Genomic DNA, 15,915 nt, shown 5'->3' on the forward strand with positions numbered 1-15,915 from the left:
ACATTAATACAATATCAATCAATGTTCAAAACAGTAACCTCAAGATAAACCTAAAAATAAATAATAAAGGGTCATGGATAACCCTTTATTATATTTATACATTAATGTTATTAAGGCCAACAAAAAGTACTTTCCATTAGTAGCAAATACCACCATTTAGATTAATAATTAATTAAGGGCCCTAGAAATAAAAAATATACACAACATCTAAAAAGCGGGGTATTATTATGCGCAACTATCAAGCTAAATTAAATAAATCTGGTATCATTCCGCCTTCTCTATTGGAATATGTCGTTAAAATTTGTGGTCAAAGTGATAAAGCGTATATACTAAAAACATTAGATCATGTTTACAATCTAATGAATAGCCCTACTGAAATGGATAATTTAACGAATGAATACCAGCCAGGGTTTGATAATCAATTAAATCGAACTGTTTATGATGCTAAATATAAGGACCAATATCCAGGTAAAAAACTAATTTTAAGTGAAGAGATAACGACAAGCGATGATATAGCAGCCCATGAAGCCTATGATTATCTTGGAAAAACATATGAATTTTATAAGAAAATTTTTGGGCGTAACTCCATTGATAACCAAGGCCTTAAGTTAGTTGCTACCGTGCATTATCAGAATAACTATATGAATGCATTTTGGGATAATAATCAAATGGTTTTTGGTGATGGTTATGCTCCCTACTTTAACAGCTTCACCTCCTGCATTGATATTACCGCACACGAGCTAACCCATGGAGTCACTGAAAGTGAAGCAAAACTTGACTATGCCTACCAATCTGGTGCGCTGAATGAATCCGTCTCAGATGTATTCGGCATTATGGTAAAACAGTACGTGAATAACCAAAGGGCCAACGAATCTGATTGGTTGATAGGTCAAGGAATATTTGGCCCCGCACTTAACCCAGACAATGATCCTAATATTGCTTTACGCTCATTCAAAAACCCAGGATACGCGAATTTGAAAGATAACCAAGTCGGCCATATGAAACAGTATCAAGACTTGTCCGTTAGAGATGATCAAGGTGGAGTTCACAAATACTCAGGCATTCCCAATAAGGCATTCTATTTATTGGCAATAGAGTTGGGCGGTTATTCATGGGAGCAAGCGGGTAAAATCTGGTATGACACGTTATTGGACAAACGTTTATCTCATAAAGCCAGCTTTAATGATTTTGCAGCGTTATCCATTGACAATGCAGAGAAATTATTTGGTAAGAAAATTTCAGATATTGTGACTCATTCATGGAATCAAGTAGGAGTTTTACTTTAAGGATAGCAATACTTCTCTGATAATCAAAGGCTAAGGAAGGCCTTGATTATATTTATATATTTTCATGCTGCCACTATTATCAGAACTAAAGCTTTAACTTTTCCAAGTTTACCCTTCGTCAATACCCTCCCACCTCTCCCATCAATCTAGTTATTTTGATTATTAATATCACATCATAAAAAATTTACATTTTTAGTAGTGACTAACATGGTTAGTTTGACTAATATTTGGGTGAGGTAAAATATCCGTAAATACGACAACACATAAACAGGGCATTATTATGAGTGACAATAGAGCAAGCAAGCAAAATATAATCCCGCCTCACTTACTGGAATGCATTGCAAAAAATTGTGATGAAAGTGACAAAAAATACATATTGAAAACATTAGATCACGTTAATAAACTAATGAAAAAATCAGTAAAAAAAGACGCATTAGATTCCGAAGATAAGTCCATGAATTATGATAATAAAAAACTTACTGAACCAGAAAATAGCTAACCATTATCAGTAAAGTTAATTATTAGCGCTAGAGCTGTTACAAAAAATCAATCTAAGCAGCTGCTCTGGCGTTAATTACATGCTCTCTCAAAAAACCACTAATGATTTTTAAGATATTTCAACTAATTAAATCGACTATATTACTTAAACTTTTAAAATGAAATTTTCATATAATTTTTTATGATAGCCAAAATACTATCACCCATAAAAATTTAATATGGTGATTTTTTAAAAATAGAAATAAACACACTTCATTAATAAAGGGCTAAAAATAGCCCTTTATTTCATCGTTTTTAAATACTTAACGTTTTTTCAAATGCGCCATTAAACGTTTACGCTTACGAAGCTGGGTTGCCGTTAACGTATTTTTCTTGTCTGCATAAGGGTTAGCCCCTTCTTTAAATTGGATGCGAATAGGTGTTCCCATCACTTTTAAAGAACGACGGAAATAATTCATCAAATAACGCTTATAGGTATCAGGTAAGTTTGTCACCTGATTACCATGGATCACCACGATAGGCGGGTTATAGCCCCCGGCATGGGCGTATTTCATTTTAACCCTGCGGCCACGAATCATCGGCGGCTGGTGATCATCTTCAGCCATACGCATGATACGGGTCAGTAAGGAAGTGCTAACGCGGCGGGTCGCGCTGTCATAGGCTTCCAGAATTGACTCAAATAAATTGCCAACGCCGCTACCATGCAGTGCGGAAATAAAGTGAACACGGGCAAAATCAACAAAACCCAGGCGCAAATCCAGCATATCCTTAACATGATCCCTATCTTCCTGACTCATGCCATCCCATTTATTGACTGCGATGACCAACGAACGACCACTGTTAAGAATAAAACCAAGCAGAGAGAGGTCTTGATCAGAAATACCTTCGCGAGCATCTACCACCAACAACACAACATTGGCATCTTCAATTGCCTGAAGCGTTTTGATAACGGAGAATTTTTCAACGGTTTCAGTTACTTTACCGCGTTTACGGACACCCGCGGTATCAATCAAGATATATTCACGGCTATCACGTTCCATGGGAATATAAATGCTGTCACGAGTTGTGCCCGGCATATCATAAACCACAACACGTTCTTCACCCAGAATACGGTTGGTTAATGTGGATTTCCCTACATTTGGGCGGCCAACAATCGCAAGTTTCAGAGGCAAGGTAGTAAGATCAAACGCTTCCCCCTCTTCTTCCTGTTCAGCAGCAGCATCCAGCTCGGCCTGCTCCATCTCTGCCCAATAAGCCGCATTCGCCTCTTCGTCTGTTAATTCAACTTCTTCCTTCTCTTCTTTGTCGGAAAAAGGCAGTAACGCACGTTCAATCAGTTGTGTCACTCCACGACCGTGAGAAGCAGCAATGGAATAAATATCTCCTAACCCCAGCGAGTAGAATTCGGCAACGGAGGTTTCAATATCGATACCATCCGTCTTGTTTGCCACCAAAAAGGTCGCTTTTTCACGGCTGCGCAGATGTTTGGCAATCGCATGATCAGCCGGCATCAGCCCAGATCGGGCATCAACCATAAATAGAACAATATCAGCCTCTTCAATAGCCATCAGAGATTGCGTAGCCATATGCATTTCTACGCCATCCTCCGCACCATCAATACCTCCCGTATCAATGATGATGAACTCCTGCCCTTCTACCTCAGCCCGTCCATATTTACGATCACGGGTTAAGCCAGGGAAGTCCGCTACCAGCGCATCTCTGGTTCGGGTTAATCGGTTAAATAAGGTGGATTTTCCAACATTGGGACGCCCAACCAGCGCAACGACAGGTATCATTTGTTTGATGCCTCATAACTAAATTTAAATCGATATCCTGCTGAAAGTGATCCATTCAATGTTGTTCATCACAGCAATGTTGTTCACCACAACAAGATACTAAAAAGACGAAACGGCCCCTGTTACTGTCAGCACAGGAGCCGTATAGTTTTGTGTTATTCCGTATAGCATTACATATAACGTTAAAACACGTTCTGGAATTAGCGGGTATACAGGTAAACCGTCCCGTCCTTCGCTTGTACCATCAGTTTATCGCTGGCAACAACTGGGCGACTCAATAGGCCAGAACCATCAACCTTATGTTGAGCCACAAATTTGCCATCAGCCATATTCAACCAATGCAGATAACCTTCACCATCACCAACAACCAGATAACCGTTATACATCTCCGGTGCAGTCAGGTTACGGTGCAAGAGATCACTTTGTGCCCACAATGTGATCCCATCGCTCTTGCGCAAGGATAGAATACGGTCATCTTGATCAACAATAAAAATATTGTCGTCAGTCACAACCATATCATTCACCGAACCCAGATCACGTTTCCAGATGATCTGCCCCGAACGCATATCCATTGCCACTAAATTACCGTTATAAGCAATGGCGTAAATAACATTGTCAGAAATAACCGGAGTCATATCAATGTCATTCAAGCGATCAATTTCGGTAGAACCCGTCACCTGAGAAATGCGTTGTTGCCAAATTAACTGGCCTTGAGAAAGCAGGACAGCACTGATACGGCCGTTATCACCACCTACAACTGCTGCCCCATAAGCCACAGCAGGAGCGGATTCGCCACGAACTGACAATGGCGGTGTGTCCATATTGACTGACCAAGCGACATTACCATCAGTTTCGTTCAATGCCTGTAGCATACCATTGCCAGTATGAATCAAAACAAGGCCATCACTCACCACAGGGCGTGACAACGCTTCGCCAGCAACTGTTGATTCCCATTCAACTTTACCGTTCGATGTATCCAGTGCGAGGACTTTTGCCTTTTCTGTACCAACATAGAGACGATCACCAGATACGGTCAGACCACCAGAAAGCAGTGCCGGCAGACGAGATGACAGAAGACCTGCTTTTTCCGACAAATCCGTTGCCCACAACTCCTTACCGCTGTCTATATCAAACGCTTTGACAACACCATTACGATCAGCAACATAAGCCGTTGACCCTTGCCAAGCTGGTGACAAGTGAGAGTAATAGTGTCCAACGCCGCTCCCAACGGATTTATCCCAAACAACACGCGGGTTGAATTGATTTTCAACCTCCGGCAACGGTGACATTGTTACCGTATCCTGTTCGCTGGAACAGCCAGCCAGCAGAACAGAAGCAACCAGCCCAACCAAGAGTGTTTTTCGCAGTTGCATTAGAAGTTGGCTCCCTTAGTTGGAGATATTATTAAGTTTAATTTTAATGAAATCTTTCATTACCTGAGGGCCATCAGACTCAAGCCCCTTGGAATATGCTGCACGAGCACCGGCAATATCGCCTTTTTTCACCAGAATATCCCCACGGATGTCTTCAGCAGCAACCAGCCAACCTTTGCCTTTGACCAGCTCCAACGTTTTCAATGCAGCGTCCGTTTTATCTTCCGCTAATTGAACCCGAGCCAGACGAAGGTTAGTTAGAGATTGCATATCTTCATCTTTGGCTTTGCCCGTAGCCACTAGCAAATTTTTCTCTGCCTGAGCCAGATCATTCTGCCCGATAGTATGTTTTGCTAGTTCCAGTTCGGCCATAACACCGTAGATGTTATTCGTTTCATTAGCGAACTTTTCTACGGCAACAACGCTTTCTTTCGACCCCGACGCCAGCGATTTGTTCAATTCCTCAAATGCGGCTGCTGTCTCATGCAATTGGTTTGTCTGATGAGTCTGCCAGTAACGCCAGCCAATCAGTGCGCCAATGCCCAATACTAAACCAACGGCAAGGTATTTACCGTTGGTGATGAAAAAACGCTTTATAGCGTCAACTTGTTCAGTTTCAGTGGTATAGACTTGCACAGAGTCTCTCTCCTTAGCCTAACAGTTCGCTCAAACGCGCTGCGACCGTTTGTTGTTGCAACGTTTCTTGTTCGCCGTTACGTAAATCTTTCACTGTGATATTGCCAGCTTGAATTTCATCTTCTCCAAGGATCAGGGCAATTTTGGCACCATGCTTACCCGCACGAGCCAATTGTTTCTTAAAGTTACCGCCGCCATGATTGGTCATCAGACGCAGTTCCGGCAGTTGATCACGGATTTTCTCTGCCAGTATTAATGCTGCCTGCTGGCTACCTTCACCAAAGGAGGAAAGATAAACATCGGCTACTGTCAGATCGGCAACAAAGTCAGGATTGACTTCCTGCACTAACAAAACCATACGTTCCATGCCCATGGCAAAACCAACTGCTGGTGTTGCTTTTCCGCCTAATTGCTCAACCAGACCGTCGTAACGACCGCCCGCACAGATCGTTCCCTGCGCGCCCAATGCAGATGTTACCCATTCAAAGACAGTACGGTTGTAGTAATCAAGACCGCGAACCAGACGCTGGTTGATACGGTATTTGATACCCGCGCTATCAAGTAGCTGACACAATCCATCAAAGTGTTCTTTTGATTCGGCATCAAGATAATCAAACAGTGCCGGGGCATCATTAAGAAGTTGCTGAATTTCAGGATTTTTGGAATCCAATACACGCAGCGGGTTGGTGTACATGCGGCGCAGGCAGTCTTCATCCAGCGTCTCTTTATGCTGTTCAAGGAACTCGACCAGTGCTTCACGGTAATTTGCACGGGCTTCCAGTGAACCAATCGAGTTTAATTCAAGCGTAACGTGGTCAGCAATGCCCAATTCACGCCACCAACGTGCAGTCATTAAAATGACTTCAGCATCAATATCCGGCCCTTGCAGACCAAACACTTCTGCTCCCAACTGATGGAATTGACGGTAACGGCCTTTTTGTGGGCGTTCATAACGGAACATAGGCCCGATGTACCATAAACGCTGTTCCTGATTGTACAGCAGACCATGCTGAATACCGGCACGGACACATCCTGCGGTATTTTCTGGGCGCAGGGTCAAGCTTTCCCCATTGCGGTCGTCAAAAGTGTACATTTCTTTTTCGACAACATCGGTCACTTCCCCAATTGCACGTTTGAATAACGGGGTCTGCTCTACAATCGGTGTCCGAATTTCGCTGAAACCATAACCTGATAGCACACGCTTCACCGTAGATTCAACTCGTTGCCAGATGGCCGTTTCAGCAGGAAGGCAATCATTCATGCCACGAATAGCTGGGATATTTTTTGTCACGTTTTATCTCTTATTAATATTTCTACAATGACGTCGATTATAAAAGCGAATACTTGCAAGGTTCAATCAGCAAACAAAACTATAGCTATATACACATATCTACCCAATAAATACCAAGATAAAAAGCATAGCAGGCTCATGATAACATGAGCCTGCATCAGACATATTACTCATCAAGCTGATTGACGCTAATCCGGTTATTAGCATCGAGGATCGCCGCCTTGGCTCGGATCTTCGCTTCAAGCTGATCAATCATATCTTTATTGTCAAGGCGTTCTTTCTGACGAATACCATCTTCATAAAAGCCGCTTTTCGTTTTCGCACCCGTTATGCCGAGCGTTGAGGCTTCTGCTTCTCCTGGGCCATTTACGACGCAACCTATGATAGAAACATCCATCGGAGTGATTAAGTCTTCAAGACGCTGTTCAAGTGCATTGACCGTACCGATGACGTCAAATTCCTGGCGCGAACACGTCGGACAAGCAATGAAGTTAATGCCCCTCGAACGAATACGCAATGCTTTCAGGATATCAAAGCCGACTTTAACCTCTTCCACCGGATCCGCAGCCAAAGAGATGCGCAACGTATCGCCAATCCCTTCTGACAACAAAATACCAAGACCAATTGAAGATTTCACTGCCCCAGCGCGGGCACCACCTGCTTCGGTAATTCCCAGATGCAGTGGTTGATCAATTTTTTGCGCTAATAAACGGTAAGCGCCAACAGCCAAGAAAACGTCAGATGCCTTGACGCTTACCTTGAACTGGTCAAAGTTTAGACGATCAAGAATATCCACATGACGCATCGCTGATTCAACTAACGCTTCTGGTGTTGGTTCACCATATTTTTCCTGTAGATCTTTTTCCAGTGATCCACCATTGACCCCGATGCGAATTGGAATGTTATTGTGGCGAGCACAATCCACTACCAGGCGGATACGTTCCTCGTTACCAATATTACCGGGATTAATGCGCAGACAATCAACACCGTATTCCGCTACCTTCAATGCGATGCGGTAATCGAAATGAATATCGGCAATAAGAGGAACATTGACTTGCTGTTTGATGGATTTAAACGCTTCTGCCGCATCCATGGTTGGAACAGAAACACGAACGATATCAACACCTACTCGCTCTAATGCCCTGATTTGATTGACCGTCGCCTCAACATCAGTTGTTCGTGTGTTAGTCATTGATTGCACCGCGATGGGTGCGCCATCCCCTATCGGCACATTACCGACATAAATACGTGTTGATTTACGTCTTTTTATCGGTGATTCATTATGCATTTTTACATTACTCCCCTACATCCCTGTATTTTATTTATAAAAATTCGCTAAAAATCGTTAAGGAGTTTATTTCAGTGTCAGTTTGGCAGCAGTGCCTTTCTTAATAAAGGTACTCAGATCCACGGGTTTTCCTTGGAACTGAACCTGAACCCGAGAAGGCGCACCAATATTCAGTGAGTAAGACAATGCACCAGAAAGATTCAGGTTATCACCTTTATTTTTCGTGCCACTGAACAGTATCTTACCTTTGACATCTTTGATTTCTAACCAACATCTCCCGTTGAAATTCATCACCAGCTCATTGCTACTCACGGCACTGATATTATTCACATCAGCTGATGATGCGCTCACGACAGCATTCTCCGTGCCTGTACTGGTGGCAGCAGTCGTGTTTTCTGGGGTCGCATTTGTTGCCGTAGCCGCTGGCGCACTGGAAGAGCCTGGAGCATTGCTATTTACCCCCGTTCTATTCGCTTGTGCCGCCTGTGCTGAAGATGTATGGTCTTGAGAAATTTGGTCTTGAGAAATTTGGCCTTGAGCAGCCGCTACGGATTGATTTTCGTTAAGGGGTGTGGATGAATTATCCATCACTGTTGTTGAGGCACCCAAATCATTTTCAGCACCTTGTACCTGAGCACTCTGGACGCTAGATTGTGCTGCCATTGAGGACAATTCTGTTTGTTGGGCTTTGTAGTTCTGCCACCACCATAACCCCGTCATTCCCAATAGAGCAATGATAACAGCCCATGTTATTTTCATTAACCAGCCATCACGCTTCTTGTGTATTTTTCCCGCTGAAAAGCTTTGCATTGGGGAAACTATTATGGTTTTGGCAGGCATTTGTTTGTCTAAAACGCTTAAGATTTCAGATTCAGGCACTTGAACCAGTTTTGCATAAGCACGAATATATCCACGAAAGAATGTCGGGGTGATATTTGACGGGATATTATCTTCTTCAATATCACGAACAGTGGACAGTTTAAGACACAAGCGGTCTGCCACAATTTGCTGAGAAAGCTCAAGTTTTTCACGAGCTTGACGCAGAATCTGACCTGCTGTCAGATTGGCTTCTTCTGGGTAAGTTTCAGTCTTCATTAGCTAGGGACACTGGTACTGTTCTGGGTTAAAGAATTTACGCAAATTAATTTAATAGAGCATATAACTTAATTTGTGTAGCGAAATCATCTCATCTGCGTCGAGCGCAGGAAATCATCTATCACAAGTGTAGCGGCTTATATTGCTTTCCATACTTCCTGTGACCAATTTTTCAACTTCTTCATACTGCTTTTGTTCACAGAGAAAAGCATGGTAATGACGTACTACATTATCATTTCCTGCCGCATACTGCATGGCCATTCTATAATGCTGGCTGGCGGTTTCCGGCCGACCCGCATATTGTTCATGCAGGGCCATACCTAAATGAGCCTCTGGATGACGAGGTTCTGCCAGCAAAACCCTCTCAAAATGATACTTGGCAGCCGGTAAATTCCGCTCAACCAAATAGGCCTTCCCTAGCTGCAATCGTGTACCTATGGCAACGACCTGATGAGTGCGATGCGTTGAACGTTCCACGCAACCCGTTAACAGACCAAAACAAACTATAGACCAAATTATTGATTTCCGTATCATACCATTTTCATTTATAAGGATTTATCAAACTTCGCCAGATTTTTAGCCATTAATCAATATTAAACAAAAAATTAGACTGTTTTTACCTGAATAGGTTCACCTACCAGACGTTTTTTCAGTGTCCGTTTTGTTCTATCAATCACATCGCCAGCAAGCTGTCCACATGCAGCATCAATGTCATCCCCTCTCGTTTTACGCACGATGGTTGTGAAGCCATATTCCATCAGAACTTTGGAAAAACGATCGATTCGGCTGTTGGAGCTACGCCCATAAGGTGCTCCCGGGAACGGATTCCACGGAATTAGGTTGATCTTGCTCGGGGTATCTTTCAGGCATTCCGCCAATTGATGAGCCTGTTCAACGCTATCATTAACGTGATCAAGCATCACATATTCCACCGTGACACGCCCCTGATTAGCATTGGATTTTGCCAGGTAACGACGTACTCCCGCCAAGAACTCTTCAATGTTGTATTTGCGGTTAATTGGCACGATGTCGTCACGGACATCATCGGTAGGGGCATGCAGGGAAATTGCCAGTGCAACGTCAATCATATCACCCAGTTTATCCAGTGCAGGAACGACACCAGACGTTGACAATGTCACACGACGTTTTGACAGACCAAAACCGAAATCATCCATCATGATTTCCATTGCCGGCACAACATTGTTCAAATTGAGTAATGGTTCTCCCATTCCCATCATCACCACGTTAGTGATGGGACGACGCCCACTGGATTTCAGCGAGCCTATAATCTTAGCGGCACGCCAGACCTGACCAATAATTTCAGATACCCGCAGGTTACGGTTAAAGCCCTGTTGAGCAGTAGAACAGAATTTACACTCTAAAGCACATCCCACCTGAGATGAAACACACAGTGTCGCGCGCTCATCTTCTGGGATATAAACCGTTTCAACCTGTTGGTCACCAACCGTAATCGCCCATTTGATAGTGCCATCAGAGGAACGTTGCTCTTCTGCAACTTCCGGTGCTTTGATTTCAGCAACTTGTTGCAATTTCGCCCTGAGCACTTTGTTGATATCTGTCATCTGCTCAAAGTCGTCGTAGCAATAATGGTAAATCCATTTCATGACCTGATCGGCACGAAAAGGTTTTTCTCCCATATCGACAAAAAATTGACGCATTTGTTTACGACTAAGATCGAGCAGATTGATTTTACCGTTTTTCTTTTCAGGCGTGACAGATACGGCGGAGGTTGAAGGTGGTACGGTTTCGTTAAGTTGGGACATTATTACATCGCCTCGTTGTTACACTTTCGGCTCTGCGCTGATTTCATTTCAGCACTAAGTTTTCATGCGGTGACTGCCAGTTCAATGCTCATTGCAGCAATATCGAGTTCCGGCAATATAAAATGCCAGCGATATATTGAATGAACATTGAAATAAAATAATAAACGCCCCACTAAATCAAATTAGTGGGGCGTGCCATTGTACAAACTTTACTGTTTAGATGCTACGAGTAACTGAAGGATCAGTAGCGAGGGAAAACCTCATCATCACTGAAAAAGTAAGCGATTTCACGGTTTGCAGATTCAATGGAGTCTGAACCGTGGACAGCATTTTCAGTAAAGCTGTCTGCATAGTCTGCACGCAGAGTACCGGCCAGCGCGTTATCAGGGTTGGTTGCGCCCATCAGATCACGGTGACGCTGAACGGCATTTTCACCTTCCAGAACCTGCACCATAATTGGGCCAGAGGTCATGAACTCCACCAGACCATCAAAGAAAGGACGGCCTTTGTGTTCAGCATAAAAACCTTCCGCTTGTTCGCGAGTCAAATGCAGCATTTTGGCCGCGATGATTTTAAACTCTGCGCTTTCAAAACGGGCATAGATAGAACCGATAACATCTTTCTTCACTGCGTTGGGCTTAATAATGGAAAAAGTACGTTCAATTGTCATTCGATAACCTCTTTGGCACTTTCAGAGATGATTCATTTTAATTTTTATGCTCCTAAGCAAAACTGAGGAGCAAATCTATCCTGTACCTGACAGGAATAAAAATAGGCGTTGATTATAGGAGGAGACTTTCTGCTTGCCTACAAAAAACATAACATTTTATTAAAACTTTCTTAGCGAAAATCATCATTTTTTAGCATAAATCACATTTTCGCTCCGTTACACACGGCAAGATAATCTAAATTAAACTGATTTACTGATATCCAGCCTGAATACTGGAGTAAATATCTTCACTGTCAGTTCATTCTCTCTTGCCCCGTTAATTTTATAAAATAATGCCCGCTCAGGCGATTAAATCCCAAACAGGCATTCTGACCAAGATCATTGAATTGACGTTTTTAACCTATTATCAATTATAAAACCGTCTCTGTTACGCATTGAATAAAAGGTTTAACCTCTTCAGTTCTTTTCTTGTTTAGTGGCTGCTTAGTTTCATCAGACACTTCAAACTTCCCTGTGAATTGCTTCTTGGCATTTTGAGTCGTTTTATCAGATGAACCAATAATGCTGATGGTATATTTGTGTCCTGCGGGTAATAAATCGGTACACTTTCTCAATGTTCCCTGATGAGAAGATTTTTGATTGGCTATTTTATGATTAACGCCTGTCGCTGATGTTGCAGCAAGCGCAGCAGGAATATAAAATGCGCCCAGCAGCAAAGCATATAAAACATTTTTCATCGCTTTTCCTCACTGATTACGTTGAATTAACAACCTACACAATTTACTAACACTATTTATTAATACTATTTGCCAATATAATTAATGATTGAATGACTGACTGACTGACTAATCATCTTTGAATTCCAATATATCTCCAGGCTGGCAATCCAAATATTGGCAGATAGCATTCAGAGTAGAAAATCTAATTCCCTTAATTTTTCCTGTTTTCAGCAGAGAAAGATTCTGTTCTGTAATACCAATGGCCTGTGCTAAATATTTGGATTTAACCTTCCGTTTCGCCATAATCACATCCAGATTCATAAGAATTGCCACGGTATCTCCCTATATAATGCTCTGATTTTCGTCGTACATATCACATGCTTGGTAGAGAATACGCGAAATGATAGCCAGGCAAACTGAAATAAAAATAGCGACAAAATGACCGGTGGTTAAACTCAATGTGATAAAACGTTCACCGGCTGGTGCGGACATTGTTAACCATACTGTTAATAGAGGTTCGCAGAGAATATCTAAAACACTCCATAAAATTACACCCCAGCCTGCATACTCCAAATATTTAACGGTGTGCTTGGAAAAGTAATCACCTTTTCTATAATTGCCAAACAATCGGTGAAAAGCCCAGAAACTACCAATCAACGATAATAGCGGGATCGTCGATATCAATATCCCTCCGGTTAATGTCCACGCACAAAGCGTATTCTTATCAATGTGAGATAATATTCTTTCAGTTAGCGAAAAACCCAGCCCATATTTTTCTAAAATTAATTTTGGTTCCAGCCAACTAAGAATATTAATAGCCACCATGATGACGATAATTAACAACGATAATTTAGACATCACCAAACTGAGTGTCGTCATTCTTGTGAGTTTTGCAGAGTGCATCATGCTTATGGCCCATGATTAAACATGAACGAATTATAGACAAAAATTACTGTAAAACAATAATTTTTATTCGCAAAACATTAATTTAACTGCATGCGGAAACAAAAAACATGGATAATACCCTGTTTTTTTAATGAAATACCCTACATTCCTTATCTTTTAAGTTGCAGTGAATGAATCACTTCAACACAAAATTGATTGAGCTGATTTGCCCACTCAAATCCAAAACACTGAGCTGATATTTTCCCGGTTGTGATAACGTTTTGACCCACGATTGGTTATTTTCTGTGACGGCAATTTGTTCACCATCCAAAAACCACCATTGCTTACCACTGCCTCCTTGTGTTGTTATCCGTAAGTCCAAAGCCCTTTTACCCAGGATCCGCTTCAACACTTCCCCTTCACGAACTCCAACAATCAACAGTGGTGCCTCATCCATTTTCATAGGTGGACATTGGTGATTAATGGGAGGAAGTCGATTTGCCCGCCGTTCTTTGGCGGGTAACCATGCTTCTAACGTAATTGGCCACAAACTCACCGTTTCAGGCTGGGCATCGGGACAATCAGGGGCAACACGCAGGCCATTTTTATCCAGCCATATCCGTTCGTTGATCCCTGAAATACCTTCCTGCCCCACAGCAGATAATGTCGGAGGAATAGTATTATCCAGAATCCAGCTCAAGTGACGCTGGCGGCAATTATTGATTTCTTGAGGAAGGCTTTCTTGGGGAAGAACAGTCCCACTTGGCCAGCAAATGGTTGCCTGACTGACACTGGCTGGTCGCGGATCAACAGGAATACGCATTGAGCTATAACGTAAGTTTTCCATCAACAATCCGTTGATTTGATTCATGATCGGGATCGCAGTGGCATAACCAAATTGCCCGACAACAGGGGTTCCATCTGGTCGGCCAACCCAAACGCCTATGGTATAACGGGCGTTCAAACCAATCGCCCACGCATCACGATAACCGTAACTTGTGCCTGTTTTCCACGCCAAGGGGACTCCAGCAGGTAAAATATTATCGGGTTGAGGACGCCCTTCTCCGGCCATGATCCTTCTGACTATCCAAGCTGATCCAGCAGAAAACAATTGCCTGTCTCGCACTTTCTGCTGGGGTGTAAAACGCAATGGAGATGCTTTTCCCTGACGGGCAAAAGCGCTATAAGCCGCAACCAGCTCATCCATACGTGCGGCAGTTCCTCCCAAGATAAGGGATAAATTGGGTTCACTGCCTAACGGAAAACGTAGCCCCGTTCCCACATTGCGTAAATTGGCGGTAAATCTCTTGGCACCATAGGCTTCAAGAAGCTGTACTGCCGGCAGATTCAACGATCTTACCAACGCTTCACTAGTACTCACTGGCCCATTAAAGCCGCTGTCAAAATTACCCGGACGATAATCATTAAAACGACGGGGAACATCCTGCAATAAGGATTCACCATGAATTAACCCATCATCTAACGCCATCGCATACAGGAAAGGTTTAAGTGTGGAGCCGGGCGAACGCCATGCGCTTATCATATCCACGTGCCCAAAACGGCTGTCATCCTGAAAATCTACAGAACCAATGTAAGCTTTGACGGACATGTCAGTGTGATCACCAACCAACACCCCAATCGATGTTTTGGCCGCCAATTGGTACTTCCAATTGAGAACCATATCTTCCAGTTGACGCTGTAAACCAGTATCAATAGTTGTCTGGATCACTTCCTGCTGATTTTCATTCGCCATTCGCCTTGCCAATAATGGCGCAAGATGAGGAACCTGACGTGGAGCAAACCATAAACTTTCTTCTTTGATATCAGCGACTTTTTTCTCCGACCAAACGTTATACCGCACCAATCGCTGCAATACTTTGTCACGAGCCGCCTGTGCCCGCTCTGGATAACGATCTGGCCGTAATCGGCTGGGAGCTTGTGGCAATACAGCCAATAATGCTGCTTCACCGGACGAAAGTTCGGACGGCGATTTCCCCAGATAAGCCCAACTTGCTGCTCCAATACCTTGTAATGTGCCACCAAATGGCGCACGGTTCAGATACATCTCCAAAATTTCATCTTTTGAATAATGCCATTCCAGTTGTAGCGTGCGCCAAATTTGTTTGAATTTTCCCGAGAAAGTACGTGGATGTGGATCAATCAATCGGGCGACTTGCATGGAAATAGTACTGCCCCCTGACACTATTTTTCCTGCACGAATATCCTGCCATGCTGCTCTTAGCAGGGAGACAGGGTTAATGCCGGGATGCCTGTAAAACCAACGATCTTCATAGGTCAGTAATGCCTGAAGGTATTCAGGGGAAACGTGATCTAAAGTGACGGGATAACGCCAGATCCCCTCGCTGTCAGCAAAACGCCACAATGGTGAACCATCAGCCCCCACCACCACACGCGCCATTTTGACGTTATGCATTGGCAACGGCCAGATTTTATCTGCCAACCACATTGCGGCGGGGAGCGCCAACAAAATAGCCAAAGTCATCGTCAAAATAAGCAGATAAATGCGGGAGGACAATCTTCTCATTAAAAACAGTACCCGAAAGGAATAGCCCCCATCTTCAATGATGGGGGCT

15 protein-coding genes are annotated in these 15,915 nt (G+C 43.1%); 2 read left to right on the forward strand and 13 right to left on the reverse strand.

The genetic code is table 11. The annotated features are described in order from the left end of the window. Positions 1 to 227: 227 nt before the first annotated feature. Complete coding sequence (locus H8A87_RS01640) at positions 228 to 1,286, forward strand: M4 family metallopeptidase (RefSeq protein ID WP_198688276.1); 1,059 nt, start codon at positions 228 to 230, stop codon at positions 1,284 to 1,286. A 280-nt stretch (positions 1,287 to 1,566) separates the two neighbouring features. Next, on the forward strand, positions 1,567 to 1,785 hold the full coding sequence (locus H8A87_RS01645) for a protealysin propeptide domain-containing protein (protein ID WP_198688277.1): 219 nt from the start codon (positions 1,567 to 1,569) through the stop codon (positions 1,783 to 1,785). 301 nt (positions 1,786 to 2,086) lie between these two features. Here H8A87_RS01645 and der read toward each other — a convergent pair whose 3' ends face one another. The 13 genes from der to pbpC all read right to left on the reverse strand — a co-directional run bounded on the left by der (position 2,087) and on the right by pbpC (position 15,866). After that, complete coding sequence (gene der, locus H8A87_RS01650) at positions 2,087 to 3,580, reverse strand: ribosome biogenesis GTPase Der (RefSeq protein WP_198688278.1); 1,494 nt, start codon at positions 3,578 to 3,580, stop codon at positions 2,087 to 2,089. Positions 3,581 to 3,780: 200 nt separating this feature from the next. Further along, a complete protein-coding gene (gene bamB, locus H8A87_RS01655) occupies positions 3,781 to 4,953 on the reverse strand; it encodes an outer membrane protein assembly factor BamB (RefSeq protein ID WP_198688279.1) in 1,173 nt (390 codons plus the stop codon). A gap of 15 nt (positions 4,954 to 4,968) precedes the next feature. Then, the gene (locus H8A87_RS01660) at positions 4,969 to 5,589 is read right to left on the reverse strand and encodes a YfgM family protein (RefSeq protein ID WP_198688280.1); all 621 of its coding nucleotides are present in this window, start codon (positions 5,587 to 5,589) and stop codon (positions 4,969 to 4,971) included. 13 nt (positions 5,590 to 5,602) lie between these two features. Continuing rightward, entirely contained in the window at positions 5,603 to 6,880 is a 1,278-nt protein-coding gene (hisS, locus tag H8A87_RS01665; RefSeq protein WP_198688281.1) for a histidine--tRNA ligase, read from the reverse strand. 166 nt (positions 6,881 to 7,046) lie between these two features. After that, complete coding sequence (gene ispG, locus H8A87_RS01670; protein WP_198688282.1) at positions 7,047 to 8,168, reverse strand: flavodoxin-dependent (E)-4-hydroxy-3-methylbut-2-enyl-diphosphate synthase; 1,122 nt, start codon at positions 8,166 to 8,168, stop codon at positions 7,047 to 7,049. A gap of 66 nt (positions 8,169 to 8,234) precedes the next feature. Beyond that, positions 8,235 to 9,263 carry a cytoskeleton protein RodZ gene (rodZ, locus tag H8A87_RS01675; protein WP_198688283.1) on the reverse strand — a complete coding sequence of 343 codons (1,029 nt, stop codon included), beginning with the start codon at positions 9,261 to 9,263 and terminating at the stop codon, positions 8,235 to 8,237. A 114-nt stretch (positions 9,264 to 9,377) separates the two neighbouring features. After that, positions 9,378 to 9,740 (reverse strand): fimbrial assembly protein, encoded by a 363-nt coding sequence (locus H8A87_RS01680; RefSeq protein WP_332460317.1) that lies wholly within the window; start codon positions 9,738 to 9,740, stop codon positions 9,378 to 9,380. A 128-nt stretch (positions 9,741 to 9,868) separates the two neighbouring features. After that, positions 9,869 to 11,047: a bifunctional tRNA (adenosine(37)-C2)-methyltransferase TrmG/ribosomal RNA large subunit methyltransferase RlmN gene (locus H8A87_RS01685; protein WP_198688285.1), complete on the reverse strand. Its 1,179-nt coding sequence runs from the start codon at positions 11,045 to 11,047 to the stop codon at positions 9,869 to 9,871. A gap of 241 nt (positions 11,048 to 11,288) precedes the next feature. After that, on the reverse strand, positions 11,289 to 11,717 hold the full coding sequence (gene ndk, locus H8A87_RS01690; RefSeq protein WP_198688286.1) for a nucleoside-diphosphate kinase: 429 nt from the start codon (positions 11,715 to 11,717) through the stop codon (positions 11,289 to 11,291). Between the two features lie 410 nt (positions 11,718 to 12,127). After that, positions 12,128 to 12,454 (reverse strand): hypothetical protein, encoded by a 327-nt coding sequence (locus H8A87_RS19725; RefSeq protein ID WP_232370019.1) that lies wholly within the window; start codon positions 12,452 to 12,454, stop codon positions 12,128 to 12,130. A gap of 108 nt (positions 12,455 to 12,562) precedes the next feature. Continuing rightward, positions 12,563 to 12,757: a helix-turn-helix domain-containing protein gene (locus tag H8A87_RS01700; protein ID WP_198688333.1), complete on the reverse strand. Its 195-nt coding sequence runs from the start codon at positions 12,755 to 12,757 to the stop codon at positions 12,563 to 12,565. Between the two features lie 21 nt (positions 12,758 to 12,778). Beyond that, positions 12,779 to 13,342, reverse strand: a complete 564-nt coding sequence (locus tag H8A87_RS01705) for a DUF2975 domain-containing protein (protein ID WP_198688287.1) — start codon at positions 13,340 to 13,342, stop codon at positions 12,779 to 12,781. A gap of 175 nt (positions 13,343 to 13,517) precedes the next feature. Then, complete coding sequence (gene pbpC / locus H8A87_RS01710; protein WP_198688288.1) at positions 13,518 to 15,866, reverse strand: peptidoglycan glycosyltransferase PbpC; 2,349 nt, start codon at positions 15,864 to 15,866, stop codon at positions 13,518 to 13,520. Positions 15,867 to 15,915 lie beyond the last annotated feature (49 nt).

Source organism: Xenorhabdus lircayensis (assembly GCF_016306625.1).
Taxonomy (GTDB): Bacteria; Pseudomonadota; Gammaproteobacteria; order Enterobacterales; family Enterobacteriaceae; genus Xenorhabdus; species Xenorhabdus lircayensis.

Excerpts from the sequence above, each read along its gene's own strand:
- H8A87_RS01640 (WP_198688276.1), top strand. The coding sequence starts at position 228 with ATGCGCAACTATCAAGCTAAATTAAATAAATCTGGTATCATTCCGCCT.
- H8A87_RS01645 (WP_198688277.1), top strand. The coding sequence starts at position 1,567 with ATGAGTGACAATAGAGCAAGCAAGCAAAATATAATCCCGCCTCACTTA.
- der (WP_198688278.1), bottom strand. The coding sequence starts at position 3,580 with ATGATACCTGTCGTTGCGCTGGTTGGGCGTCCCAATGTTGGAAAATCC.
- bamB (WP_198688279.1), bottom strand. The coding sequence starts at position 4,953 with ATGCAACTGCGAAAAACACTCTTGGTTGGGCTGGTTGCTTCTGTTCTG.
- ispG (WP_198688282.1), bottom strand. The coding sequence starts at position 8,168 with ATGCATAATGAATCACCGATAAAAAGACGTAAATCAACACGTATTTAT.
- rodZ (WP_198688283.1), bottom strand. The coding sequence starts at position 9,263 with ATGAAGACTGAAACTTACCCAGAAGAAGCCAATCTGACAGCAGGTCAG.
- H8A87_RS01685 (WP_198688285.1), bottom strand. The coding sequence starts at position 11,047 with ATGTCCCAACTTAACGAAACCGTACCACCTTCAACCTCCGCCGTATCT.
- ndk (WP_198688286.1), bottom strand. The coding sequence starts at position 11,717 with ATGACAATTGAACGTACTTTTTCCATTATTAAGCCCAACGCAGTGAAG.
- H8A87_RS19725 (WP_232370019.1), bottom strand. The coding sequence starts at position 12,454 with ATGAAAAATGTTTTATATGCTTTGCTGCTGGGCGCATTTTATATTCCT.
- H8A87_RS01700 (WP_198688333.1), bottom strand. The coding sequence starts at position 12,757 with ATGAATCTGGATGTGATTATGGCGAAACGGAAGGTTAAATCCAAATAT.
- H8A87_RS01705 (WP_198688287.1), bottom strand. The coding sequence starts at position 13,342 with ATGATGCACTCTGCAAAACTCACAAGAATGACGACACTCAGTTTGGTG.
- pbpC (WP_198688288.1), bottom strand. The coding sequence starts at position 15,866 with ATGAGAAGATTGTCCTCCCGCATTTATCTGCTTATTTTGACGATGACT.